This is a genomic window from Pseudanabaena sp. UWO311, from assembly GCF_006937785.1.
GTDB lineage: Bacteria > Cyanobacteriota > Cyanobacteriia > Pseudanabaenales > Pseudanabaenaceae > Pseudanabaena.
Genome location: NZ_SJEE01000022.1, coordinates 54767 through 79173, shown reverse-complemented (window position 1 = coordinate 79173; position 24407 = coordinate 54767). Strand labels below are relative to the sequence as shown.

Below are 24407 nucleotides of genomic sequence, written 5' to 3'. Positions count from 1 at the left end.
CGCAATTACTATGGCTATTAATTCTATTACTGATGAAGATGCTCTTAATTGGTTTCATCATTGTGGTCTCTGCTTCGACCCTTTTAGTTAGCTTCTTTTGTGGCGGGTTTGATCGGTATTTGCTGTATGACCGCGCGATCGCATTTTTCATTTCATTAATTTATGACCGCGCGATCGCAATTTTATCAACCCATTGGTAAATTGTCGCCGCACACAAAAATGGTCAGTGATCTGCGACAGAGGGGCGAGCACGGGGGCATCGCCCCTACCGTTTTTTGTTTTAAATGGTAAATGGAATGGGATTGGAATAAATTTTATCATTTCACCCGTAGGGGCGAGCACGGGGGCATCGCCCCTTCTATGCCAATCGCCAATAATTTATCGCCGCGCGATCGCATTTTTCATTTCATCGATAATTTTTGGCTGCAAAATTCCCAATTTCATTAACGAATTTTAGAATTAAAAAAAATTTGATCGCCAAAGGCGAAATGGGGGAATACAAAGGGCAAGAGGGAAAGATGGCAAAGGATAAACGAAGTCCTCACGAAGAGCAGCCGAAGATAACCCGAAAACCAACGAAGTTGCTCTGACTACGCGCGTTGACCCTGCTGCGATAAGCCGAGCGGCAGTACCAAGCAACGAAGTTCCAAGAACCGCCACGGAGCACCTTTTGTATTTCGCTATCTTCACAATTCTTAACATCTTTTACCCAAATCTGTGAATCAATTGGCGCTCCTTCGTAACTGTCATGCCAATCATCAGCGCACCATTCCCAAACATTGCCATGCATATCGTAAAGCCCCCAATCATTAGCTGGTTTCAGTCCGACAGGATGTGTACCACAATTATTTTGCCTTATTCTTTCCCAATATCGATTATTATCTCGATTCACATCTTTCCAGATCTGATCGGCATCGATCTCGCGATCACCGCTATTATTGCCATACCAGCCATAGTCATCTAACTGGCTAGCATCATTGCCAAAGCTATATTCTGTATATTCACTTGCTCCTGCACGACAGGCATATTCCCATTCCGCTTCACTGGGCAAGCGATAGTTCTCTCCTGTTAGTTGTGATAGCCGTGCACAAAACTCCTGCGCTTCGTACCAAGTTATTTGTTCCACAGGTTTATCATCACCACGATGATAAGCAGGATTTAGGCTCAAATCAATCTCGACCTTGGGCGACATCGCTACTGTCCGCCATTGCGCCTGAGTGACAGGATACTTGCCCATCTGAAAAGCTTTTACCGTAACTTGGTGATAGGGCTTCTCATCGTCATTTCCTATCCCTTCAGGCGAACCCATCCAAAACGTACCGCTAGGAATATCCACCATTTCAGGCAAATTCGCAGAATTGAGCCAAGGCTTATATTTATAACGATTGCGCTGTACAAATTCCTGCTGCTCAGGCGTGAGGTAATCATTTATCGCAGCTTCCACTTCCTCGATTTGAGCAACCACCCCTTCAGGCAATAAAAACTTATCTTTATCGATCGCCCGATCGCATTCATCAAAAGCATCCCTAATCCGATTTACCAACCGTAACACATCACGTTTTTCCTCTCGCCACTTCGCGAAGTAATTCCATTTCTCCATCAGCGACTCATGCGCCATATCCACCCAAGCCTCACCATCCACATCCTTACCAGTTACCAACAGCCGCCCCGCCACCAACTGATCCAGCGCCACTTGAAAATCTTGCAGAGCGCCATCATTCGCCAATTGTGCAAGCTCTCTCTTAGTTTGTCTCTGGCGCGTATCCCTTTCCCCTAGCCCAGTCCGCACCAACATCAAACAAATCCGCTTTGCCCATTCCTGCTCCTGCGGTTGCAGCGAGTCATAAATAGAATCAGCGTGTTTATTCAATGCTCCCATCACCCCACCCAACTTGTCATAGACCGCAAAAGTCAACCGCCGCTTTTCTCGATGTTCCCATAGCTGCGTCAGCGCAAACTCCAGCAATGGCAGCACATTTTTCTCGTCACGCACATCGCGCAAAATCGCAGGTAACAAGCCCTCGCCTAGTTCATATTGTCCAGGCCTCAGCAGGAGCCGCGATCGCCTCTTTCAACTCCTCCTCATTCATCGGCAACAACAACACCTGATGCTGTTGAATCACCTCTCCTAAACCACGATAGCCGAGACAATTCTCAAAGAAATCCGCCCGCATCGTCGTCACCACCCGCAACCGCGAATCAGGATGCTGTGTAATTCCCACCAACAAGTCGATAAATTGATGGCGTTCTGCTTCCTTTTCCGCAGGACAAACCGTAAATACCTCTTCAAACTGATCGACCACCAGCAAAATCTTTTTCGGTTCAGTCAAACAAGCGATCGCCGCTTCTAAATTTCCCGATGCGATTTGTTTGCTAATTTCGCGTTTAGTATCCGCCCTCTGACAAAGCTGCGCCAATACCGAACTGATTCCCATCACTGGATTATCAGAAAAATCCCCAGGCTTAATCGGTGGCAAAATTAACCAGCCCTGCGCCTCCAACGCCGAAATCAGCCCTGCTCTCACTAGCGAAGACTTACCACTCCCCGAAGCGCCAATCACAGGCACAAAGCTCGATTCGGCTATTTTCTGTAATAACAAACGCACAAAGCGATCGCGCCCTTTAAAAAATCTAGCCGTCTCCTTCGTAAAAGCCTCTAACCCCACATAAGGACAAATATCCTCAAACACCACAGGCGCAAGATTCCCCCTCGCTTTCTCAATCAAAGTAATCGCACCACCCATCGCCGATCGCACCACCTCCTGACCGCTTTGCTTTAACCTTTGCGACACCTCACTAAACAAACTATCAAGATCCACCGCCTCCCCAGCCGCAACCCTTTCCCGCAGCACCTCCAACACCGCCGCCGTAAAAATGCCATGCTCCGCACCCTCACGCGATCGCTCAAACCCACGACATGCCGCCATTAAGTAATAATTCTTCTTGTCATTAAAAACCTTCTGCATTGCTTGATAGTGGCTGCTTTCTATCAAATTCCCCGCATTACAGCAATCCAGCAACACCACCAAATTATTTAACTCCGACTTTGCCACCAACTTAGTGAAAGTATCAAAACTCAGCGCATTCTGACCATCTTTACCCGCATCCGTCGCCGCAAAATAACCAATCTTATCTCCAACCACATCAGGCACAACAAACCCATGCCCCGCAAAATAGATCAGCGCATCTTTTCCCTTGGCTTGTTCTAACAAAAAAGTTTTCAGCTTAGCCGTAAGATCGCTCCCCTTCACCTCTTTCTTAGGATCTCGATCCAACTCATAGCAATTCTCATCACCTGCAACGAGCTTGCGCGGCAATGGCTCGATTGCATAAGCCCCATGTTGCTCCAAGATTTCGGCGATCGCCCCTGCATCATTAACAGTTTTTTCGAGATTACGAAAATTGCTATAACGAGCAATGCCAATCACAAGCGCAGATCGAGCCATAATTTTGCAAAAATCATTGTTTAGAAATCTTTAAAAGTGAAATGCAAGCGATCGGTTATCCTTGCAGAATAGTCCTATAACTATGGAGTGGTCAAGATGTCAGAAGTGCAAGAGCTAGTTGTCAAAGACAAAAACGGCGAAGAATTCTCAATTTACATCGCCCCAAAAGAACCCTACAACGAACCCGACTCAGAAGAAGGATATCGCGACAACTTACCCACCGTTGACCTCAAAAAAGTCCATGACACCATTCGCGGCTATACCACCTATGCGATCGGCGCATTTCGGAACTTAGGATCTGCCGATGTCGAGAAACTCACCCTCAAGTTCAGCCTCAAAATTGGTGGTAAAGCAGGTATTCCCATGTTGACCGAAGGCTCCGCCGAAAGTAATTTCGAGATTCAAGTAGAATGCAAATTTCCACCAAAAACAAACTCAATAGAAGTTAAAGCCTAAACAAAAAGCCCTGCGTTGCAGGGCTTTTTGTTTGAGAACGAAAAGATAATTCAAAACAAGGTTGCAAAAACTTGCTTTGAATTTCGTGAAACCGCATTACTCAACTACTTTTTCTTTGAATTGCTTACCTGCCGAAAAAGCAGGAACGCGGGTGGCAGCGATTACCATTTTTTCGCCAGTGCGAGGGTTGCGACCTTCGCGCTCTTGACGATCGCGTGGCTCAAATGAACCAAAGCCAACTAAAGTAACGCGATCGCCTTCAGCCACGGCATCAACAATTGATTCGAGGGCAGCAGTAACGATCACTTCGATATTTTTCTTGGATACGGATACCTTTTCGGCGATCGCATCTACTAATTCACCTTTATTCACAGATGTAGCTCCTATGTCGCTTGAGATTAAGACGTAATTTTTCAGGCTTGCTCTCAGGATTGAAGCGGCGCTTTGCACCAATACAATCCATAAGACGGAATCAATACTACAGCACCTATGGCAGTCGTCAAGCGCTTTTGACAAATTTTTCGCAAAAGTTTTTAAACCAGTAAAGAATATGCTTCACATATTCTTTACTGAACTAGCGTACAGCTTGTCGCATATAATCGCCCCAAACCTGCGCTGCAACTGCACTTGAGCCATTTGTTACTCCTTCGTCATTGCCGAGCCAAACGGCTGTGACTAGGTTTCGTCTTGGCACAGCACCAATAAACCAAAGATCTCGTCCTTCATCAGTAGTTCCTGTTTTGCCGACAACAGTTCCTTGAGGAATAGCCGCCGATCGCCCCGTCCCAAATTGGACAACTCCGCGCATCATATCCACCATCGTGCCAGCTACCCCAGCATCAATTTTCTGCTGGGGCTTAAAGAAAGTACCTGCATCAAAAATAACGCGACAGGTTTGGTGATCTTTAGGGTTTTGACAGTCAGCGCTATCGAGAATACGTCTGATGGCATGGGGCTTAATGTATTTGCCCTCATTGACGACTGTGGCATAGGCTCCAGCCATCTCTAGGATTTTGACTTCATTGCCACCTAAAACCATATTGCTTGATTCGTCTAGTTTGGCGGTAATCCCCAAGTTCTTTGCCATTTTGACAACATTATCCAAACCTGCGCTATCGGCTACCCTGATTGCTACAACATTTTCCGATAGGGCAAAGCCTCGATACATGTCGATCGCACCGCTACCGCCATTGTGACAGCCAACAATTCCAGAGAGCCCACTACAAGAAAAAGTCCTGCTAGGTGAAATTCCGCGATCAACGGCGGCAGCGTAGCTGAATAATTTAAAAGTTGAACCAGGTTGGCGCAAGGCTTGGGAAGCACGATTAAACTGGCTTGCCTTATAATCAACGCCGCCTGTCATTGTCAATAGTGAGCCATCGCTACTATTCAGCGTCACGATCGCCCCTTGACTAAATCCGTAACTACCACCATCGCGAGCAACAGCATCACGTAACGCTTCATCTGAAGCCTTTTGCATGGCGAGATCAAGATTAGTCTCAACAATCAGATTTCCTTCTCTAGCAAAGTTGTCACCGAGAATATCTTGCAACTCCTCAAACACATAGCTGTAGTAATAGGGCGCAACTGAGCCTTGCAGTTTAGTCTTGGCAGCCTCATTAAGAATTAATACCGATCGCCTTGCGCGTTCAGCATCTTTATCGGTAATCATTCCCAATTCCGCCATGCGATTGAGAATGCGATCGCGATATTCGATCGCTAAGTTTTTGTTCTTAAAAGGATTAATCGTTTCAGGTGAAGGTAATAGCCCAACTAAGGTTGCCGCTTCTGAAAGCGACAATTCTGAAGCTTCTTTGCCAAAATAAAGTTTGGCAGCATCTTTAAATCCGTAAACTCCATAACCCGTATAGGCTCGATTCAGATAGAGACGGAGAATTTCTTCTTTATTGTATGTAAATGTGAGTTTAATTGCTGCCGCCGCTTCACGCCATTTGCGCCCTGCGGAGTCATCAGTACCAACATAGGTCTTGCCAAGTAAATTTCTCGCTAATTGTTGAGTAATCGTACTAGCACCTTCTAAGCGCTCACCTCTACTGCGAACATTCGTGACGATTGCCCGTACAACTCCCACAGGATCAACGCCAATATTCCAGTAGAACGAAGTATCTTCGGAAGCAATTACAGCCTTGGGAATAAATTGCCCAAATTCAGCGAAGCTAGCATATTCAGTATGGTTAGCAATATCAGTAGGATCGAGGCGCTTGATGTTATCCCCAGCTAAAACTTCGACGGGTCCCTGTTGGGTTATTGGCAAAGGCTTCAGATCGGGAACTCGACCAAGTTCATAGCCGATCGCTATAATGATCATCCCTGCGATCGCGCCAATCCCGATGCCTGTATATTGCACAGTCCGAATATACCAAGGTGGCGGATCGATATAGCGAATCGACGCAGCTTCAGCAAGTTCGGGTGGTCCCAGCGTAATCTTCATTTTGTGCTTTAACGGCACTGACTTGAGGCGCTGCTTTTGTCGATAAATGCCATTAGTTGAGTCTTGATCTTGCAGGATAAATTGTGCTTTCTTTTTGGTGCGATCGCGAACTAGTTGCGCATGAACTTGGCTAACCAGTGGCGTTTGCACGACAATATCGCATTTGCCTGTGCTGCGTCCGAGGATATAGCGATCGCCCACTAAGTCATAAATTTCAGGCTTATCCTTTTGCGATCGGCGCACTTCTAGCTTGGGGACTCGCTCTTTTGGATTAATTTTTAAGACACCATTAACTACCTGTGTGAGTTGATGAATTTGGGTCATCAACTTGGATTTAGGTGGCTTGGGCTGCGATGGCGGTTGGGGCGGTTGGGGCGATTTCATAAAAAGCTAGGACGTAAAATTTGAAAGCACAGTTTCCGATTATGCCTGCAAATTTTATTATGCACTTACTATGCATAGTAAATAAACCCAAAGTAGAGTGGCGACGCAAAGTGCCACCACTCTACTTTGGGTTTATCATGTTAACCTAGCTATCTAGATTTGATTTTGTAGATCGCTATGACTGGATTTGTTGGGCTGCACGTTCATACCGAATATAGTTTGCTCGATGGGGCAAGCCAAATCCCTGATATGGTCAATCGAGCTGTAGAACTGGGGATGCCAGCAGTCGCCTTGACCGATCACGGAGTGATGTATGGTGCGATCGAGCTAATCAAGATCTGCAAATCTAAGGGGATCAAGCCAATCATCGGCAATGAAATGTACGTCTTGAATGGCGACATTACGATCCAATATAAGCGAGAAGACAAAAAGAGAAAATATCATCAATGTGTCCTTGCCAAAGATACTCAGGGCTATCGAAATCTGGTTAAGCTCACCACAATTTCTCATTTGCAGGGCTACCAAGGCAAAGGGATCTTTGCACGTCCTTGCATTAATAAAGATTATTTACTGCAATACAAAGAAGGCTTAATGCTCACCTCAGGTTGCTTGGCGGGGGAAGTGCCCCAAGCAATTATGAATCGCGATCCGAAACTAGCGCGGGAAGTAGCGGCTTGGTATAAAGAACATTTTGGCGATGACTATTATCTAGAAATTCAAGATCATGGATATCCTGAAGATCGAGTTGTGAATGTGGAAATTTGCAAGATTGCCAAAGAATTAGATATTCAAGTAATCGCCACTAATGATTCGCACTTCACATCTTGTATGGATGTGGAAGCCCATGATGCGCTGCTTTGTATCCAAACTGGAAAATTAATTTCCGACGAGAAACGACTGCGTTATAGCGGTATGGAATATTTCAAATCCTATGACGAGATGAAGCAGCTATTTCGCGATCACTTAGAAGATGACGTGATCGAAGAAGCTCTTGCTAATACTCTTAAAGTAGCCTCTAAAGTCAAACCCTACGACTTGATGCGCGATCCCAGTGCTGCTAATTATCCTATCCCAGAAGGGCATACTGCGGACACCTATTTTGAAGAAGTGACATGGCAAGGCTTACTGCAAAGATTTAACGCCAAAACCCATGCCGAAATTTCTGCCGAATATCAAGAGCGATTACGTTTTGAACTAGGCATCATTATGCAGATGGGTTTTGCGACCTACTTCCTAGTCGTATGGGACTATATCAAATATGCCAGAGACAAACAGATTCCTGTGGGCCCTGGGCGTGGTAGTGCAGCGGGCTCACTAGTAGCTTATTCTCTGGGAATTACGAATATTGATCCAATACATCATGGACTTCTATTTGAAAGATTTCTCAATCCTGAACGGAAGTCTATGCCTGATATTGACACTGACTTCTGCATCGATCATCGTGGGGAATTGATTGATTATGTGACCCAGCGCTATGGGCAGGAACGGGTCGCCCAAATTGTTACTTTCAACCGTTTAACATCTAAGGCAGTTCTTAAGGATGTGGCGCGAGTTCTAGACGTGTCCTACAGCGAATCCGATAAGATGGCGAAGATGATTCCTGTATCTCGTGGAAAACCTGCCAAGCTTAAGGTCATGATTTCCGAAGAATCCCCCGCACCAGAATTTCGCGATCGCTACAAGCAAGATGCGAAGGTGTTTGAATGGCTGGACATGGCAATGCGAATCGAAGGCGTGAACAAAAGTTCAGGTGTTCATGCTGCTGGTGTAGTTATTTCGCCATTCCCATTGGATGAGGTTGTGCCATTACAACGCAGCAATGAAGGTCAGGTGGTGACACAGTACACAATGGAAGATTTGGAGTCCCTTGGCTTGCTGAAGATGGACTTTTTGGGACTGCGAAATCTCACAACAATTGAACATACAAGCAAGCTAATTCGTGACAATCAAGATCCTAATTTCCATATTGATGCGATCGCGCCTGACATGTCTACTGAGGCAAATCAAAAAACCTATAAGCTGCTCGAAAAAGGCGATCTAGAAGGGGTCTTCCAATTAGAATCTTCGGGTATGAAACAGATCGTAAAAGATCTTAAGCCTTCCAATATTGAAGATATTTCTTCGATTCTTGCTCTCTATCGTCCAGGCCCATTAGATGCAGGACTAATTCCAAAGTTCATTAATCGTAAGCATGGTCGTGAAGCGATCGAGTATCAGCATCATACTTTAGAGCCAATTCTAAATAATACCTATGGAGTATTATGCTTAGCTAAAGGAACTTTAATTGCGAAACCTGATGGCTCAAGTACACCGATTGAGAATATTCGTAAAGGTGATGTAATTCTCTCTTCTGATGGTAAGCAAGTATGGTCAGCAAAAGTTGCAAAGCAATGGCAGAGCGGACTTAAATCTATTGTCAAAATCACGCTATCAACAGGTACAGAAATCTACTGCACGCCAGAACATCGCTTTCTCACGCCACAGGGCGACCAATTTGCCTATGAGTTAAAACCTCTGAGCAATATCAAGAATGCTCATGTGAACGGCTCAATTATTTATGAAACTTGGCAGATTTCTGAAAATCATAGATCTCTAAATCCTAATGAAGCTTATTTGTTAGGTATGTTTGTTGGTGATGGACACTTAACTTCTAGTTCACCTAATATTGCTTGCTCTAGTGAAGAAACAGCTATTTGGATTGCGAATCTCATAGTTGAAACTTGGGGCGGTGAGCCAAAGCATTATTTTCATACCCGTTGTTGGTATGCCTATGCGAAGTTTAATACACAACCAAAGCCAACAACTTTAACTGTTTTTATGGATAAAATTTATGGAGATAGAAGTTGGAAAGTTAATTCTAAAGATAAACATTTACCCTTAGATATAGTTGATTATCAAGAAAGCGATCGCATTGATGTTTTGCGGGGTCTATGGGATAGCGATGGCTCCTATACTCAAAACCCTTATTTCCGTAGTATTTCCAATCAACTTATTAAGCAAGTAGGGCAATTACTGAGTAGTCTTAAAATTTCTTACTCTCTGCATTCAACCCATGTGATGATTACAGATATTGCCCGTTTCTATGAGCTAATTGGTGAGCCCAGATTACCAAATAAACTAACGGGAGAGAAAAAGAATAACTTCGTTCCTATTCCATCCTTAAGAATGCAGGAAGAGTTAGAAGAGGCGATCTCTACGACAGATCGAGAAAGTCGTAAAACGGCAAAACGTTCTCTGCAATCAGGAGTAATGGTTAAACCAGTGAGATCGCAATATGCAACACAGATAATAGGCTGGGCTGAAGCATATCAAAAAATTTATACAGAGACGTATCTACAAGATGCTCGTCCAGTATTTGTAGTATCTGTTGAAGACTGGGGAACGGAAGAATGTTATGACATTGAAATGGCAGACCAAAATTCCCCCTATTTCTTAGCAAATGGAATTGTTACACATAATTGCTACCAAGAACAGATCATGAAAATGGCTCAGGATTTGGCTGGATATTCCCTTGGAGCTGCGGATTTGTTGCGTCGGGCGATGGGTAAAAAGAAGCCTGAAGAAATGGAAAAACAGCGCTCTATTTTTCTTGATGGTTGTGCTAAAAATGGCATTAGATCAGAGATTTCCAATGACCTCTTCGATCAGATGGTGATTTTTGCGGAATATTGTCTTAGTTACGATACGCTGGTGCGAACTGTCGAATATGGTTTGATGCCTATCGGTAAAATCGTAGAACATCACATCGAATGTAATGTTTATAGTGTTGATGAGAATGGATTTGTCTATACTCAACCGATCGCACAGTGGCACGATCGCGGAAATCAAGAAGTCTTTGAATATGAGCTAGAAAATGGCGATCGCCTTAGAGCCACTAAGGATCATAAGTTTATGACTACTGATGGTGAGATGCTTGCGATCGATGAGATTTTTGATCGTGGGTTGGATCTTGCGATCGCCAAAAGTTTTTAGGTATAAGTCCGACCGCGCCAACTTTTGGGTTTGGTAAGTGCCGAAATCCAGATCCGAATTACTGCAACAGGATCGGCAAGGGGAGATAGCCAAAACCAAAAGCCAACCTCGGTATAGCTAGTGCGAATACCAAACACAAGTAAGCATCGGATAAACACCAGAAAGGCATTGAGCCAAAACAAGATATTCATCAATATCGATGATGCTGGTTGCCAAATTGATAGGGAGATTAGCATTAATATTGGCAATCCCTGAACGGCAGTGAGTAGAAGACAATCCGCAAAGGTTTGGCTTGGGGTTGAGGCATCCTTAAGATCAAGCGATCGCCCCCATTCGCGCCATGTTTCCGCCATAGACGTATACATTCGCACCTGCATCAATGCTGCACCATCGAGAAAGCCCACCTTTGCGCCACGTTGCGCAGCAGCTCTAGCAAGAGTGACATCATCGCAAAATGATGACTTGGCAAGTTCATAACCATTTAGCTCGACCAGTTTTGCGCGTTTAGATAGGAAACATTGACCATTTGCCATCACCCGATCTTCAGTAAATTGAGTGCGATCGCCTGTTGCTCCAAAACGAAAAATGAGCGTGATCAATAGCGCTGGTTGAAGCCATTGCTCGCCTGCGGTCTTGAGGATAAATTTTGGTGACAGTGACACAATATCAAAATTATCAATTGAGGCTTGATTCACAAAACTGGCGACTAAACCCTTTTGCGGTAATGTATCGGCATCAATTCCAAGTACCCACTCACTAGTTGGGTCACTATTTAAAAATCCTGTATGCAAAGCCCAAGGTCTGCCAACCCAACCTTCAGGTAATGGATCGTCAGTAATCAGCTTTAAGGGAATCGGGAAATCCTTTTGTAATTTCTGCACATATTCGGGAGTGCCATCTTGAGATCGGCTATCCACGACAATAATTTCTTTGGCTGCTTGATCGCGTAAACCCTCTAAACAAGTCGGCAAGCGATCAATTTCATTGAGTGTGGGGATAACAATCGAAACTTGAGGATCTTGCTTAGCTGAGGATTCGGCTGAAAGATCGAGAGGTAACAATGGTGCAGTGCGATCGCGAGCAGTGCTAAGACGTTTTAACAGTACAAGTGTAGCTGGGACTTGTAACAGAAAAAAAAAGATCGGGAAAACGATTAAAAAAAGCGGATTATTCAACTTCGATGGAAATGTTTACGTTCTTGAAACTTAATCCTATCGCAAAAACAAGCCGCGCATTGCGCAGCTTGTTTTTATGATTATTCTTCTAGCAAGCTTCGCAACATCCATGCAGTTTTTTCATGAACTTGGAGTCGTTGAGTTAAAAGATCAGCAGTGGGTTCATCGTTGGCTTTTTCAGCGATCGGAAAAATAGAACGGGCAGTTCTTGTGACCGATTCTTGCCCTTCGACAAGCAACTTGATCATTTCTGTGGCTTTTGGCACTCCTTCAGTCTCAGGAATCGAAGTGAGTTTGGCATAGGCAGAATAGGTTCCAGGAGCAGGAATACCAAGTGAGCGAATTCTTTCTGCAATCAGATCAACTGCTAAGGCAAGCTCAGTGTACTGTGCTTCAAACATGAGATGCAATGTATTGAACATTGGTCCCGTTACATTCCAATGGAAGTTGTGCGTCTTGAGGTAGAGAGTATAGGTGTCGGCAAGTAAGCGCGATAATCCTTCTGCGATCGCAATCCGATCCTCTTCAGAAATACCAATATTAATCGAGTTAGACAGCTCTCTGTCGCTAGATTTTTCCTTGTTTTTGCCCATTTTTGTTGTTATCCAGATTATTACTGAAAGTATTATAACCATTCTAATAACCACATAAATACACCCATCAGGAGTTTGTGAAGCCATGAAAGAGCTTTTCTGGAAATAGCAATATAACTTCTGAAGCTTACTCCTCTTTTTCTGTAGTGTTATAGCCTTAGCCACTTTTATCAAGACAAATCAAAACCCAAATAGTGAGAGGCGGCGCTTCGCGCCGCCTCTCACTATTTGGGTTTTATGGCCTAACAAGAATGGCGACAGCTATAAATAGGTAAGATGGGCGGCGCTTCGCGCCGCCCATCTTACCTATTTAGCATTACCTTTTTTTCTGCTAAACTTGAGATCTTGTCGTAATGCATATGGCGTTTTATTCATTGGGCTAATTCGGTTTAATTTCATGCAAAAACCTCAAATACCACTGAACGAGAGCGATCGCCAAGCTGCTCTTGAGCGCTACAACATTCTCGACACTTTGCCAGAACAAGAATATGACGACTTAACTCAACTAGCCGCCAATATTTGCGGCACACCGATCGCTTTGATATCTTTGATTGATCGAGATCGCCAGTGGTTTAAGTCGAGTGTTGGCATTGACGCATTAGAGACCCCTCGCGATATATCCTTTTGTGGTCACGCAGTAGCCAATGATGAATTCTTAAATGTTCCAGACGCAATTCAAGATCCTCGCTTTGCTGACAACCCATTAGTAGTTAATGAGCCAAATATCCGTTTTTATGCTGGCGTACCTTTAAAGACTTCGGATAATTTCAACTTAGGAACCTTGTGTGTCATAGATCGCCAGCCACGCGACTTGACACCTCAACAAATTAAACAACTTGAAGCCCTCGGTCGTCTAGTTATTAGCCAGTTAGAGCTAAGGCGTAACAACGAAGCATCAAAGCTGCTTATGTCAGAGCTTATTCGTCGCCAGCAGACCGAAAAATTGGTGACTGCCCAAAATCAAATCGCTGGAGTCCTTGCAGAGTCATCTAGCTTTAGTAGTGCGGCAATGCGAATTTTACGGACGCTATGCGGACTGCTGTCTTGGGATATTGCTGAACTATGGCTTACCAGTAACTATCCTCGTGCTTTAAGTCTGATGACAAGTTATTCCAAACCAGAAATTGTATCAACAGAGCTAATTCAGACCCATCAACTGATGTCAGTTGAATATGGCTCTGGCTTGATTGGCTCGGTATGGGCGGAAGGAACGGCTAAGTGTGTGGAGATTGACCAATATCCTGATTTTTACAAATCAGAAGTTGTAAAAAAAATTGGTATAAACTATGCGTTAAGTTTTCCTATATGTGGCGAGAATGATTCAGTTCTAGCTGTAATTACGTTGTTTAGTCGCGAATATCAGGATTCTAATCTAGAACTACTCAACGTGGTGACAGCGATCAGTAGACAGATCGGTCAATTTATGGAAAAGCGCAAAATCGAAAGAGATTTGCACAAACAGAATTGGCGATCGCTGTTGCTTTCCGATATTGCTCTACGTATTCGTCAGTCCCTAAATCTTCAGGAAATCCTGAATACAGCTGTAAGCGAAATTCGTAAATTTATTAGAGCTGATCGAGTTATCATTTACCGATTTCATGACAATTGGTTTGGGACAGTAGAAGTAGAATCGATCAATCCTAAATGGAGATCTTCTTTGCATACTAATATTCATGATACTTGCTTTCAATCAGGATATTGGAAGACATATCAAGAAGGTCGAAAGTTAGCGATCGATAACGTTGCTGAATCTAATCTCAGTGAATGCCACAAAGAGCTTTTGATCAGTTTTCAAGTGCAAGCAAATCTAGTTGTTCCTATTATAGAAAATGCCCATTTATGGGGATTACTGATTGCCCATCAATGTTCTGCGCCAAGGCATTGGGAATCTTTTGAGATTAGTCTTCTGAGTCAGCTTGCCGATCAAATTGGGATTGCGATCGCCCAATCACGATTACTTACCAAAGAGAAAGAACAACTTAAGCTTTTACAACAACAAAATGTTGATTTGGAAATTGCTCGTAAAGAAGCCGAAAAAGCAACCATAGCCAAAAGTTCTTTTTTAGCAACCATGAGTCATGAGATTCGGACTCCTATGAATGCTGTCATTGGTATGACAGGAATACTACTAGATACTAATCTTGATGCAAGGCAGAGAGACTTTGCCGACACCATTCGGTCTAGTGGAGATCACTTGTTAAATCTCATTAACGAAATTCTTGATTTCTCTAAATTAGAAGCAGGTGAAATGCAATTAGAGAATCTTGACTTTGATTTAGATATTAGTATTGAAGAAATTACGGAAATACTTGCTCCATCGGCGCATTTCAAAGGCATAGAGTTAGCATCATTTATTCACCCTGACGTGCCAAAATGTTTGCGCGGTGATGTTAGTCGGTTACGTCAAGTCTTACTAAACTTAACTAACAACTCTATCAAGTTTACATCTAAAGGAGAAGTCACTATTGAAGTTACGATTTATTCCGAAACTGACAGTGATGTAGTTTTGAAATTTGCAATTATTGATACTGGTATCGGTATTCCCCTAGCAGCACAAGCGAAACTATTCCAGCCTTTTACTCAAGTTGATGCTTCTACAACTCGTCAATATGGCGGAACAGGATTAGGTCTGGCGATTTGCAAACAAATTGTAGAACTGATGGGGGGGGCAATCCATGTAGAAAGCGAGGAGAATAAGGGTTCGACTTTTTTGTTCACAACTCCCTTACAAAAACAGCTTAATTGTTTCCGTAATAATACAGGTGCTGAAGTCCTAGAAAATGTAAGAGCACTTGTAGTTGATGACAGTATTGCTAATTGCAATATTCTTTACCATCAACTTTGTAGTTTTGGAATGCGTGTTGATACGATCCAGCAATCTAGTTTGACTTTATCTTATTTAGAGAGGGCGATCGCTGAAGATGATCCTTATAAGATTGCGATCCTTGATATGCAAATGCCTGAATTTGATGGCAAGCAATTGGGGATGCAGATTAAATGCTCTGAAAAATTGAAAGATACTCACTTGGTTATGCTGACATCTCTTGATCAAAATGGAGATGCCACCCGCATGATGGAGATTGGCTTTGCTGAGTATCTTCGCAAACCAGTCCGCAAAATGCGCCTCTTAAATTGTTTAATTGAGACCATCTCTGGGATCTCCCAAAAATTAGCTATCGAATCACCGATTTATCCTGTATGTATACTTCCAGCCATTCAACCTTCTAACCTTAAGATCTTACTTGCAGAAGATAGTTTAGTTAATCAGAAAGTTGCGATCAATCAACTTCAAAGTTTAGGATATCAAGCCGATGTCGCTGCAAATGGTCAGGAAGCGTTAGATCTATATTCTCAAATTCATTACGATCTTATTTTGATGGACTGTCAAATGCCAATCTTGGATGGTTTTAGTACTAGTAGACAAATTCGGGCATTAGAGACAGAAAATCACTGCTTAGACTCCAATAAAGTTATTATCATTGCCCTTACCGCTAATGCATTGCAGGAAGATCGAGAACGCTGCATAGCAGCAGGAATGGACGACTACCTCAGCAAGCCAGTTCGCAAAGAGAATCTCGCTGATATCATCGCCCGATGGAGCAAGATCATATATCAAAGGAGTAATCTAGAGGGAACCAAAATCGTTAAGAGTAATTTTAACGCGATCGCGCCTTCACCCGACAGTGAAGTGGCGCAATCCAATAGTATTGATGAAGAAGAGTTAGAAGTAGATTGGGCATATCTAGAAGAAATGTCAAACGGAGATGTCGAGTTTAAACAGCAACTTTTGCTAGCATATTTAAGCTCCCTTCCCGAACATATGGACGCACTGAAAATTGCGATCGCTCAAAATCAATATATTGAGATTGAGAGAGAAGCCCATTTTATTAAAGGTTCAAGTGCTGCGATCGGCATTAATGGCATAGCCAACCTTGCCTCAATATTAGAGGAGAGTAGTAAGCAAAAAGTACTACCTGAAAATGCAACCTTACTTTTTGATAGAATGACTTTAGGTATTAGTGAAATAGAAACCCATACTTAGACTCCTAAGCATCTTATTAACACTTACTTATGTGATAATTTCGGCTGCGCTGAGCTGCAATTGTTCCATTTCTATAGAAAGCAAAAAAACATATCACTTGTATAGTAAGTGATATGTTTTTTGTTTTGTTGAGTAATTTTGTTGTTGGTTAGTTCTGTTGACACTAAGCTTAGATTATCTAGATATGCAAGGGTAATTATAACAATTTATAAAAGTATGGTAGCTAGGTACGATTAAATACAAAAACAGAACTAAAAGCTCTAGCGTAAGCCGATCAAGTGCCAAATCTTTTAAGAGATATATTAGTGGAGTCTAATTACTTATCTCCATCTTTTATAATTTGCCAACAAGGATTTTAAAAATACAAAATGTCATAAATACTTAGTGCCTGATATTAAATATTTATGCCATTTTGTATTTTACTTAGAGCAACAATCCAAACTTAAGAAAACCTATACTTTGAGGCAATCTCCCTATGTTTAGTGCTTAAAATAGTTGAGAAATTAGTTTTTATTGTATCGATTTACTCAGCAACCCAGACAAAAGGTATAATAATCGACTAGATATGTTTTTAGTAAAAACATAAGTAACACCATATTATTTTTGAGGATTTCTCTATGAACCGTCCCCAGACACTAGCAGAGATTTTAACTGGCGATCTCCCTGGTGTTATTGCTGACTTTCAAGGAATTATTGTTGATGTCAATGAGCATTTTGAAATATTTACTGGATGGGAAAAGCAGGAAATTGTTGGACAACTGATCTCGGTGATTTTACCAAGTTATTTTCGAGAATCTCATCATATGGGATTTTCTCGCTTCACTGCCTCTGGCGTTGCGACAATTCTCAATCATCCACTAGAGCTTAAAGTTATTACCAAAGACGAGCGCGAGATCCTATCTGAGCACTATATTCTTGCCGAAAAACAAGACGAACAGTGGAGCTTTGGGGCAACGCTTCGTTCACTCGAATCTTAACTTTTTAGTCAACTTAGTCAACAATCCTAAGATTATATTCATGGAATCTACTCCTTCTCATCTACAGGAACTGAGATCGACCCTAGGGAAAATGGAAATCGCTTTGGGGGCGGTAGATAGTGCAATTGTGTGGACTAACGCAGAAGGACGTATCCAATGGTGTAATAAATCTTTTGATCGCTTAGTAGGGAAGTTGCATATTATGATCTTGGGCAAAGAATTGCCGCCACTTTTGCCTTTGCATTATGACGGCGTTCTTGTGCCAGCCGAAAAGTATCCTGTGGCACTAGCCATGGAGAAGAAAGAAAAAATTAGTGAACGTTACGAGTGCAATCTTGGTGAAAAAGGCTCGATCCTTGAAGTTACTTCTACATACGTGGAAATAGCGGTTAGCGAGCCAAAACAGATTAGCGTAGTTATTGCAATTAATGATATTACAGAACAACAAAGAACCCAGATATTACTTCAGCATTCTAAAACTGAATTAGAGAAGAGGGTTAATCTTAGGACTCAAGAACTAGTCGAATTGAATGAGCGGCTAAATCAACAAAATTACGAACTTCAGCTAGCTAAGCAAGCAGCTGAGGACTCTAATATGGCAAAAAGTTCTTTCTTGGCAACAATGAGCCATGAAATTCGGACACCGATGAATGCTGTTATCGGAATGACAGGCTTATTGCTTGAAACTAATTTGGATGCACAACAACGAGATTTTGCTGACACAATTCACAACAGTGGAGAGCATCTATTAAACCTTATAAATGAAATCCTCGATTTCTCTAAATTGGAAGCTCGTGAGATGCAGTTGGAAGTACTTGACTTTGATATAGAGTCAAGTATAGAGGAAATCGCTGATATATTAGCCAAGCCTGCTCACAGTAAAGGGCTGGAAATAGCCACATTTATTCATCCAGATACGCCAAAATATCTACAAGGAGATATCAGCCGCTTACGACAAATTTTATTGAATTTGACTAATAATGCTATTAAATTTACCAGCCAAGGAGAGGTAATCATTGAAGTAAACCTAGAATCTGAATTAGCAAATTCTGTTGTTTTAAGATTTGCTGTAATCGATACGGGAATTGGGATTCCATTGTCTTCACAGTCTAAGCTGTTTCAGCCTTTTATCCAAGTTGATGCCTCAACTACTAGACAATATGGTGGTACAGGGCTGGGTCTAGCTATCTGCAAGCAATTGGTAGAGTTAATGGGTGGAGAAATTCATTTAGAAAGCGAAGAACATAAAGGTTCAACTTTCTGGTTTACAGTGCCTTTGCAAAAGCAAATCAATAAATCCAGTGAACAGTGTAGTTTTGGGATAGAAAATCTTCAAGGACTAAAGGTTTTGGTGGTTGATGACAGCATCACAAACTGTAATATTCTTTACCATCAACTGAAATCTTGGGGGATGGTGGTCGATGTACTTATCCAATCTACTGATGTTATTCCTTGTCTACTTCGAGCCATAGAGATGGGGCAGCCATATCAAGTTGCACTACTTGATATGCAAATGCCTGAATTAGACGGCGAGCAGTTGGGAATCCAAATTAAAAGCTCCAAAATCTTGAAGGATATGCATTTAACCATGCTTACTTCTCTAGACCAAAGTGGTGCTGCTAGCCGTATGTTGGAGATTGGCTTTGCTGACTATCTCTGCAAACCAGTCCGCAAAGCCCGTTTGTTAAACAGTCTGGTTGATACGATCGCAGGGACTCCAGAAGGACCAAAAACTTCCAGAAAGAATCTCAAGGCAAAGGAAGTTCGTCCTGCCTCAAAACTCCGAATATTACTAGCTGAAGATAGTCCGATCAATCAAAAAGTTGCCATCAATCAATTGCACAATTTGGGCTTTAAGGTAGATGTTGTTGGTAATGGGCAAGAAGCTTTGGATCTACTTGCAACAGTTCCTTACGATATTATTTTGATGGATTGTCAAATGCCAATCCTTGATGGCTTCAATGCTAGTCGGCAAATTCGCGATCGCGAAGCATCCCCAAATTACAAATTTCCAAAAGTAATTATTATCGCTCTTACCGCTAATGCAATGCGAGAAGATCGCGATCGCTGTCTAGATTCAGGCATGGACGACTTTTTAAGTAAACCTGTGCGGAAAGAAGATTTGGCTAAGAAGTTAGATTACTGGAACCAGATTCTTGCCGAGGAAGATGATATAAATCTTGTTCCAAATATTGAGATCTTATTACCAAGTAGTGATGCCTCTGAAGTTGATGACATCCTCAATGATTCTGATGTAGAGATTGATTGGCAATATCTCGACGAAATGTGTAGCGGTAATGATGAATTTAAGCAAGAGTTATTGCAAGCGTACTCAACATCAATGCCTGAACATCTAGAAGCCTTGGCGATCGCGATATCTACAAAAGAATATGTAGATATTGAGCGTGAAGCGCATTTTATTAAAGGCTCAAGTTCTGCGATCGGAATTACTGGAGTTACCAGATTAGCAAGCATATTAGAAGAAAGTGGCAAAAACAAAAAACTGTTAGAAAACACCACTATTTTGCTTGAAAAAATCTCTAAAGATATTGAACAAATAAAAAATTTAGCTCAAGAGATTGGGACATAGTACCTGACTATTTTCATACAGCTTCGTCCATCTGAGATTTTATCGTAGGTAAAAACATCCACCATTTGACTGATCAAGTCCAGCCCACGGCCACCTAGAGCCATAACGTCCACTTCATCTATTTTTGATAGTTTTTCTGAAAGATCGAAACCTGTCCCAAAATCAAATACTTTGATCTCAATGTAACTATCAGTAAGACTAGCTTCTAAACTAATGGGGGTTTCCGATGACATGTCTCTATGGGCATGACGCACAGAGTTGGTAAATACTTCAGCTAGAGCTGTTTTACACCGTAACCAATCAGCATTTGGTACAGATGTATGTGGAAGTTGCTCAAACCAATTCAAAACGTGAACAAGATCGCTAAGACTAGTAGTTACTTGCAAAAAAATTGTTTGAGTCACCGCAGTTCTACCAAGATAAGTTTTGAGATAAGATATAAACCTGATTGTAAATTTGTTGGTAACTGAGATACGGTTCTTCAAGGAACTTTTTTTCAGTTTAAATGATTTTTTTCTAATTAAATTAATCTAATTAAATTAATTCATACAACTCTATCTAAATATAGTGCTTCAGGCAAACAGAATGTTGCAAATTCTAGTAATTGATGACGATCTTGTTATGCAGATGATTTTAAAAAACACTCTGCAAGGTCAAGGCTATAAGGTAATTGTGGCTAAAAATGGGAACGAGGGAATATCTTTAGCAAAGAAAAACCTCCCTGCCCTAGTTATCTGTGATTGGATGATGCCTGATGTAGATGGGCTAGAAGTCTGCCGCCAACTAAAGCTAGATCAGAATTTATCGTCAACAATTTTTATTTTGCTAACCTCTAAAGGAGCTGTAGAAGATAAGGTTCAGGCTTTAGATAATGGAGCTGATGATTTCTTGTCTAAACCGATCGATAAAACTGAATTAATCGCTAGTGTAAGAGCTGGTCTACGAATTTATCAGCTTAACCAAGACCTACAAGTACAAAAGCAATTACTAGAAGCAGAGCTTGCAGAGGCAAGTGAATATATTAAATCTCTTTTGCCAACGACTTTAAATGGTGAGGTTAACATCTTAGCCGAGTTTATTCCTTCTAGCCAATTAGGTGGAGATTGTTATGATTTTTATTGGCTAGACGATGATCATCTTGCTATTTATCTAATCGATACTTCAGGTCATGGGGTGGGGTCAGCATTACTATCCATATCGATTTTAAATCTTCTACGATCCCAGTCTTTCGGGAAAGAGATGTTTTACGAGCCAAGTAAAATTATGACTGAACTAAATCATGCTTTTCAGATGAAACAGCATAATGGGCGTTACTTTACGATGTGGTACGGAGTATTTAAGCGATCGCAACGTAAGCTGACCTATGCTAATGCTGGACATCCCCAAGGGCTATTGATTGCCAGAGATCATGAAAATCCTCAAATTCAAGAACTGCCGAGTTTAGATATGCCTGTAGGATTTTTCCCAGATGTTGAATACACTAGTGCGGAGATATCGGTTCCTCCAGATAGTAGGCTCTATATTTTTAGTGATGGTATTTTCGAGGTTACTCAAGAAAATGGCAAAATTTGGGGTGTGGCAAAATTTTTCGATCTCTTGAAAGAGAAATTTGCCGTAGATGAAGAAGTCAACGCAAGTTTAGTTCTTCAACAGATCCGTACCGAAACACCAACTGCTAAGTTTGATGATGATGTTTCATTATTGAAAATAGATTTCCTATAGAAATAGATAGAGCAGCGCTTTGCACAGTCAAGTCAAAATATAGTTGCAGCAGCAACTATATTTTGACTTGGCTGACAAAACTGTTGGAATCCGCATTTTACCGTAGGGGCAGGTTTTGCTAAAAGCTTTGCTGTAAGCCAATCACGGATCTACTAAACCTGCCCCTACAGCGATCTGTCAGTCAATCAGCTATTTCGACTTTTAGGCGATCAATGCATCAAATGCGGCGCGGTCTGGCAAAATATCAAAAACCTTATCCATTTTGGTTAATTCCAAAATGATTTTGATCTGATCGTTGAGAGAGCAAAGATATAACTTAGCTCCTTTTGATCTAACTCGTTGCAGTGTCACCACCATCGCCCCCAGACCAGAACTATCCATAAAAGAAATATTGGTAAGGTCAATCAAAATTGTCTCAACTCCAGCCTCAAGGCGATCGCCAACATCTTGACGAATTTGATTACCACCAACACTATCGATAATACCTTCTGGCTGAAATACACTGATCGATTCATTCATTACTTAATCCTCACTAAATCAAGTGGCGTAAAAACTGCTTATACTTTTGGAGATTCTTCTTTCGGTTGCCACACAGCTGCCTTGACAACGACACTGAGTAAGCAAACATTATATATTGCCCAACCACTATTGAGAAGGTGAACCCAAGGGTCAGACAATGTACCCATCATAAATCGAATTAAGCTCCATGTCATTCCCAAAACAGAGAGAGCAATAATTGTTAATTGTGGCACAACAAGGTAAAGATAATTACCTGACTGACGCTGTTTTGGAGTGACTTGAAAACTCAGTGGGGTTCTAGAAAAAACACTCCAAACAGATTGAATAAACAAAGGGAACAGGGCGATCGCATATTGCTCAGAGCGCCATAGCTCTCCCGCAGGAATCCCCCAAGTTGCCGCAAGGAAGGTTAGGCGATTAATCACGAAAGCAGGAAAGAAATGAATTGCAAAGTCAGCGCCATAAGAACTGACAGGAGCAATATCTGTAAAGAAAAAGATAATGGGACAACAGATAAAAATTACGGTGAAGAATCCAGAAAAGTAGCTATACATGGTCTGGAAATATTGCAGTCGCTGCCAAAAAGATAGCCCAGGCTTAGTTATTGGATTTTCTTGCAGAAGTACCTGAATTGTTCCTTGTGCCCATCGCAGCCGTTGCTTCAGGGTCGAGACTAGATCGTCAGGAGCCAGCCCTTTAGCTAATAACTCATTATGATAGACAGATTTCCAGCCAGCACTATGCAATCGCATGGCAGTGTTCATATCTTCGGTAATGCTGCTGCTGGACATCCCACCAATTAAATTAAATTCGTTAATGCGATCGGCATCTTTGTCTAAAGATTCTGAGAAGTATTGTAAACCGACGCTTAGTAACGCTTCTCGGCGCAAAATTGCATTTGTGCCTGTATAAAAAGCTGAGTTCAAGCCATCTTTACCTTGCTGAATTGGGCCATAGAACAAATGTGCTGAATGTCCATAGGGATCACCTTCAGGCAAGTTGTAAAAATCTTGAGGCGTTTGTACAAAGGCGATCCTATTACTGTCGTATTTTCCATTCCACTGATTATAACTAAAGAAGTAAGGGAGAATACGCTTGAGAAATTGGGGTTTAGGAATATGGTCAGCATCAAGAGTAAGAATAAATGCACCATGAGTTTCTCCAGAAAAGATGGCATGGTTGATATTACCTGCTTTAGCATGGTGAGCCTTGCCCTTTGCTTTGATGCGTCCAATGTAACGACAACGGGCAAGATCGCCTAGTTCTCTTTGCTTTTGAGCGATCGCTTTTTCTAGATGTTTTTGTTCGCTGGCTAAGCGATCGCTGACACTGACTTCACTCTTAGTCGCGCTGCTGACAATCATTAGAGAATCTCGCATTGTTTGCAAGAACTTCACCGCAGGATGAGAATCGGGGGGATTTTGAAGAAACAATTCAGCGGATTGAGTATCAGGTAAGAGACTTTGTAATTTCTGGAGTTTTTGCTCTAGGTCATTAAGTTCGCTGCCCAGCCTTTCGGCTTCTACTTGATTTTTCGGCGATCGCAAATCGGCGATCGCCAGCATTTGCGCCATATTTCTCATATCGTCTGACCTGCCATCATCGAGGATGTATACTCGCAGCTTACTCACTGGATAGTCCATAGCTAAGGCAGCTTTTGCCGTTTCTTCAACCATTTCGACAGGTTCGTTGTAGCAGGTGATGAATATATCAACAGTAGGGAAATCATCTGCTGGTAACGCAGGACGCATTTGGTCAAGTGATCGCACTTCGCGTTCGAGCGGTCTCCATAGCCCAATAGTGAACATCGTGCCGCCGATAAAACTATAAAGCTCTGCCAGAATTAAAGGAATCGATATCCAGAGCGCATTGAAATTTATAGAATGGCTAAATCGCCAAGATATATACCAAGCTCCTAAAATAATATTGATTTCAGCAAGATAGCGAAATAGTAAAGTGCGATCCTTTAGACGCGATCGCATGTTTCCGATAAAGCTTGGGGCGTTCTCAAGAATCGTAGTGGGTGAAGTCATAAACTACCTGCATTTAGTAATTAAAAAATTAAAAAAGATCTGACAA

At 42.1% G+C, this 24407-nt stretch carries 16 protein-coding genes; 7 read left to right on the top strand and 9 right to left on the bottom strand.

Annotation, left to right across the window (positions count from 1 at the left end; all coding sequences use genetic code 11):
* Positions 1-200, top strand: a 200-nt coding sequence (locus PseudUWO311_RS24445; RefSeq protein WP_223807612.1) for a hypothetical protein, incomplete at its 5' end; no start/stop codon positions are given.
* 341 nt (positions 201-541) lie between these two features.
* On the opposite strand, the gene PseudUWO311_RS16440 is transcribed toward PseudUWO311_RS24445, so the two are convergent.
* The gene (locus tag PseudUWO311_RS16440) at positions 542-2017 is read right to left on the bottom strand and encodes a formylglycine-generating enzyme family protein (protein WP_142656328.1); all 1476 of its coding nucleotides are present in this window, start codon (positions 2015-2017) and stop codon (positions 542-544) included.
* Positions 2018-2030: 13 nt separating this feature from the next.
* Positions 2031-3446 (bottom strand): caspase family protein, encoded by a 1416-nt coding sequence (locus PseudUWO311_RS16435; RefSeq protein ID WP_142656327.1) that lies wholly within the window; start codon positions 3444-3446, stop codon positions 2031-2033.
* Between the two features lie 96 nt (positions 3447-3542).
* On the opposite strand from PseudUWO311_RS16435, the gene PseudUWO311_RS16430 reads away from it, so the two are divergent.
* Positions 3543-3902 (top strand): CU044_2847 family protein, encoded by a 360-nt coding sequence (locus tag PseudUWO311_RS16430; protein WP_142656326.1) that lies wholly within the window; start codon positions 3543-3545, stop codon positions 3900-3902.
* A 96-nt stretch (positions 3903-3998) separates the two neighbouring features.
* Here the strand turns inward: PseudUWO311_RS16430 and PseudUWO311_RS16425 are convergent, their stop codons facing one another.
* Positions 3999-4274 (bottom strand): HU family DNA-binding protein, encoded by a 276-nt coding sequence (locus tag PseudUWO311_RS16425; RefSeq protein WP_094531843.1) that lies wholly within the window; start codon positions 4272-4274, stop codon positions 3999-4001.
* 202 nt (positions 4275-4476) lie between these two features.
* A complete protein-coding gene (locus PseudUWO311_RS16420) occupies positions 4477-6738 on the bottom strand; it encodes a transglycosylase domain-containing protein (protein WP_142656325.1) in 2262 nt (753 codons plus the stop codon).
* A 177-nt stretch (positions 6739-6915) separates the two neighbouring features.
* Between PseudUWO311_RS16420 and dnaE the strand changes: the two genes are divergently transcribed.
* Positions 6916-10710, top strand: a complete 3795-nt coding sequence (gene dnaE / locus PseudUWO311_RS16415; protein WP_142656324.1) for a DNA polymerase III subunit alpha — start codon at positions 6916-6918, stop codon at positions 10708-10710.
* Here the strand turns inward: dnaE and PseudUWO311_RS16410 are convergent.
* Both PseudUWO311_RS16410 and PseudUWO311_RS16405 read right to left on the bottom strand, forming a co-directional pair.
* Positions 10707-11885 carry a glycosyltransferase gene (locus PseudUWO311_RS16410; protein WP_142656323.1) on the bottom strand — a complete coding sequence of 393 codons (1179 nt, stop codon included), beginning with the start codon at positions 11883-11885 and terminating at the stop codon, positions 10707-10709. The two genes, dnaE and PseudUWO311_RS16410, sit on opposite strands and share 4 nt — an antisense overlap.
* A gap of 80 nt (positions 11886-11965) precedes the next feature.
* The gene (locus PseudUWO311_RS16405; protein ID WP_142656322.1) at positions 11966-12478 is read right to left on the bottom strand and encodes a Dps family protein; all 513 of its coding nucleotides are present in this window, start codon (positions 12476-12478) and stop codon (positions 11966-11968) included.
* Positions 12479-12875: 397 nt separating this feature from the next.
* On the opposite strand from PseudUWO311_RS16405, the gene PseudUWO311_RS16400 reads away from it, so the two are divergent.
* The 3 genes from PseudUWO311_RS16400 to PseudUWO311_RS16390 all read left to right on the top strand — a co-directional run bounded on the left by PseudUWO311_RS16400 (position 12876) and on the right by PseudUWO311_RS16390 (position 20087).
* The gene (locus PseudUWO311_RS16400; protein ID WP_142656321.1) at positions 12876-16520 is read left to right on the top strand and encodes a GAF domain-containing protein; all 3645 of its coding nucleotides are present in this window, start codon (positions 12876-12878) and stop codon (positions 16518-16520) included.
* 617 nt (positions 16521-17137) lie between these two features.
* A complete protein-coding gene (locus tag PseudUWO311_RS16395; RefSeq protein WP_142656320.1) occupies positions 17138-17497 on the top strand; it encodes a PAS domain S-box protein in 360 nt (119 codons plus the stop codon).
* A gap of 40 nt (positions 17498-17537) precedes the next feature.
* Positions 17538-20087, top strand: coding sequence for a PAS domain-containing hybrid sensor histidine kinase/response regulator (locus PseudUWO311_RS16390; protein WP_142656319.1), 2550 nt, complete (start codon positions 17538-17540; stop codon positions 20085-20087).
* On the opposite strand, the gene PseudUWO311_RS16385 is transcribed toward PseudUWO311_RS16390, so the two are convergent.
* Positions 20069-20491, bottom strand: a complete 423-nt coding sequence (locus PseudUWO311_RS16385; protein WP_142656332.1) for an ATP-binding protein — start codon at positions 20489-20491, stop codon at positions 20069-20071. The two genes, PseudUWO311_RS16390 and PseudUWO311_RS16385, sit on opposite strands and share 19 nt — an antisense overlap.
* 181 nt (positions 20492-20672) lie before the next feature.
* Here PseudUWO311_RS16385 and PseudUWO311_RS16380 point away from each other — a divergent pair, with 181 nt between their 5' ends.
* Positions 20673-21809 (top strand): SpoIIE family protein phosphatase, encoded by a 1137-nt coding sequence (locus PseudUWO311_RS16380; RefSeq protein WP_142656318.1) that lies wholly within the window; start codon positions 20673-20675, stop codon positions 21807-21809.
* Between the two features lie 201 nt (positions 21810-22010).
* On the opposite strand, the gene PseudUWO311_RS16375 is transcribed toward PseudUWO311_RS16380, so the two are convergent.
* Both PseudUWO311_RS16375 and PseudUWO311_RS16370 read right to left on the bottom strand, forming a co-directional pair.
* A complete protein-coding gene (locus PseudUWO311_RS16375) occupies positions 22011-22328 on the bottom strand; it encodes an STAS domain-containing protein (protein ID WP_142656317.1) in 318 nt (105 codons plus the stop codon).
* A gap of 38 nt (positions 22329-22366) precedes the next feature.
* Positions 22367-24361, bottom strand: a complete 1995-nt coding sequence (locus PseudUWO311_RS16370; RefSeq protein ID WP_142656316.1) for a glycosyltransferase family 2 protein — start codon at positions 24359-24361, stop codon at positions 22367-22369.
* Positions 24362-24407 lie beyond the last annotated feature (46 nt).

Excerpts from the sequence above, each read along its gene's own strand:
- PseudUWO311_RS16435 (WP_142656327.1), bottom strand. The coding sequence starts at position 3,446 with ATGGCTCGATCTGCGCTTGTGATTGGCATTGCTCGTTATAGCAATTTT.
- PseudUWO311_RS16430 (WP_142656326.1), top strand. The coding sequence starts at position 3,543 with ATGTCAGAAGTGCAAGAGCTAGTTGTCAAAGACAAAAACGGCGAAGAA.
- PseudUWO311_RS16420 (WP_142656325.1), bottom strand. The coding sequence starts at position 6,738 with ATGAAATCGCCCCAACCGCCCCAACCGCCATCGCAGCCCAAGCCACCT.
- dnaE (WP_142656324.1), top strand. The coding sequence starts at position 6,916 with ATGACTGGATTTGTTGGGCTGCACGTTCATACCGAATATAGTTTGCTC.
- PseudUWO311_RS16405 (WP_142656322.1), bottom strand. The coding sequence starts at position 12,478 with ATGGGCAAAAACAAGGAAAAATCTAGCGACAGAGAGCTGTCTAACTCG.
- PseudUWO311_RS16400 (WP_142656321.1), top strand. The coding sequence starts at position 12,876 with ATGCAAAAACCTCAAATACCACTGAACGAGAGCGATCGCCAAGCTGCT.
- PseudUWO311_RS16395 (WP_142656320.1), top strand. The coding sequence starts at position 17,138 with ATGAACCGTCCCCAGACACTAGCAGAGATTTTAACTGGCGATCTCCCT.
- PseudUWO311_RS16390 (WP_142656319.1), top strand. The coding sequence starts at position 17,538 with ATGGAATCTACTCCTTCTCATCTACAGGAACTGAGATCGACCCTAGGG.
- PseudUWO311_RS16380 (WP_142656318.1), top strand. The coding sequence starts at position 20,673 with ATGTTGCAAATTCTAGTAATTGATGACGATCTTGTTATGCAGATGATT.
- PseudUWO311_RS16375 (WP_142656317.1), bottom strand. The coding sequence starts at position 22,328 with ATGAATGAATCGATCAGTGTATTTCAGCCAGAAGGTATTATCGATAGT.
- PseudUWO311_RS16370 (WP_142656316.1), bottom strand. The coding sequence starts at position 24,361 with ATGACTTCACCCACTACGATTCTTGAGAACGCCCCAAGCTTTATCGGA.